The organism is Actinomadura madurae (genome assembly GCF_900115095.1).
GTDB lineage: Bacteria > Actinomycetota > Actinomycetes > Streptosporangiales > Streptosporangiaceae > Spirillospora > Spirillospora madurae.
Window position 1 is genome coordinate 1 of record NZ_FOVH01000055.1, and the last position, 1,475, is coordinate 1,475.

1 protein-coding gene is annotated in these 1,475 nt (G+C 63.4%); it reads right to left on the bottom strand.

Annotated elements, in window-relative coordinates; translation table 11 throughout:
- Positions 1 to 1,475: non-ribosomal peptide synthetase (locus BM339_RS47355; protein ID WP_143118916.1), on the bottom strand; the 1,475-nt coding region annotated here is incomplete at both ends.

Consider the following 1,475-nt stretch of genomic DNA (forward strand, 5'->3'; position numbering starts at 1 on the left):
AGGCCGGCGCCGGCAATGTACAACTCACCGACCACACCCACCGGCACCGGCGACAAGCCCGCATCGAGCACGAACAACCTGGTGTTCCAGATCGGCCGACCGATCGGGACGCTGGTCTCCGCGGTCTGTGGGGTGATCTCCACTCCGCTGACATCGATCGACGCCTCGGTCGGCCCGTAAAGGTTGTGCAGTTCGGCATCGAAGACGTCCCGGAATTTGTGTACGAGCTCCAACGGCAACGCCTCACCACTGCAGATCACTCGCCGCAGACTCGTACAATCCCGCATCGTCGGCTCCGCCACCGCCGCAGCCAACATCGAAGGAACGAAATGAACAGTAGTGACCTGCTCCGCACGGATCAGACCGGCCAAATAGCCTGGATCGGTATGGCCTTGTGGCTTGGCCAGGACCATTGTGGCGCCGACTTGCAATGGCCAGAAGAACTCCCACACCGACACATCGAAACTCGCCGGCGTCTTCTGCAACACCCGGTCATCCGCACCAAGCCGATAGCGGTCCTGCATCCACTGCAACCGGTTCACCAACCCAGCATGCGTACTCACCACACCCTTGGGCCGCCCGGTCGACCCCGACGTGTAGATCACGTAGGCGGGGTGTAGATGGTGGAGAGGATTGATTCGGTCGGCATCGGTCACGTTGGTCGTCGACCGGCCCGCGAGTTCTTCCTCCGAGGGCAGCGCGGTGAGCTGCACGACCGGCCGGGCGTCATCGACCATGAACCTGAGCCGCTCAGCCGGATAATCCAGATCCAACGGAAGGTAAGCACCACCGGCCTTCAAGACCCCCAGCAGCGCCACCACCAGCTCTACCGAGCGTGGAAGCGACACCGCAACGACCCGGTCGGGGCCCACGCCCTGGTCGATCAGGTACCGGGCCAGCCGGTTCGCCCGCGCATTCAACTCCTCGTAACTGATGCCGACGCCCTCGGACACCACCGCGACCGCATCGGGCGATCGCCGTGCCTGCGCCTCGAACAACTCCGGCACAGTCCCCCAGGCCACACCGTGGTCAGTGGTGTTCCACTCGACCAGCACCTTGCGACGCTCATCGGCTCCGAGGACGTCAACACTCCCGATCGGCCGGTCAGGGTTGGATGAAACCGCGCTCAGAAAGCGTACGAACCGATCCGCAATTTGTTCGGCGGTCTCCCCGTCGAACAAGTCGGCGGCAAAGTCGATCGAGCCTTCCAAACTACCCGGCGCATCATCGCCGGCCGACCGTTCGGACAGGCTGAACAGCAAATCGAACTTGGCAACCGCAATGTCGGCGGCCTGGACATCCACTTGAACGCCAGGCAGCGTCAGTTCGGCCTGCGGTGCATTGTTGAAGGCAAGCATCACCTGGAAGAGCGGATGCCGACCCAGCGACCGCGGTGGATTCAGCACCTCCACCAGACGCTCGAACGGAACATCCTGATTCGCGAACGCCCCGAGGTCGACCTCACGCACCCGCCC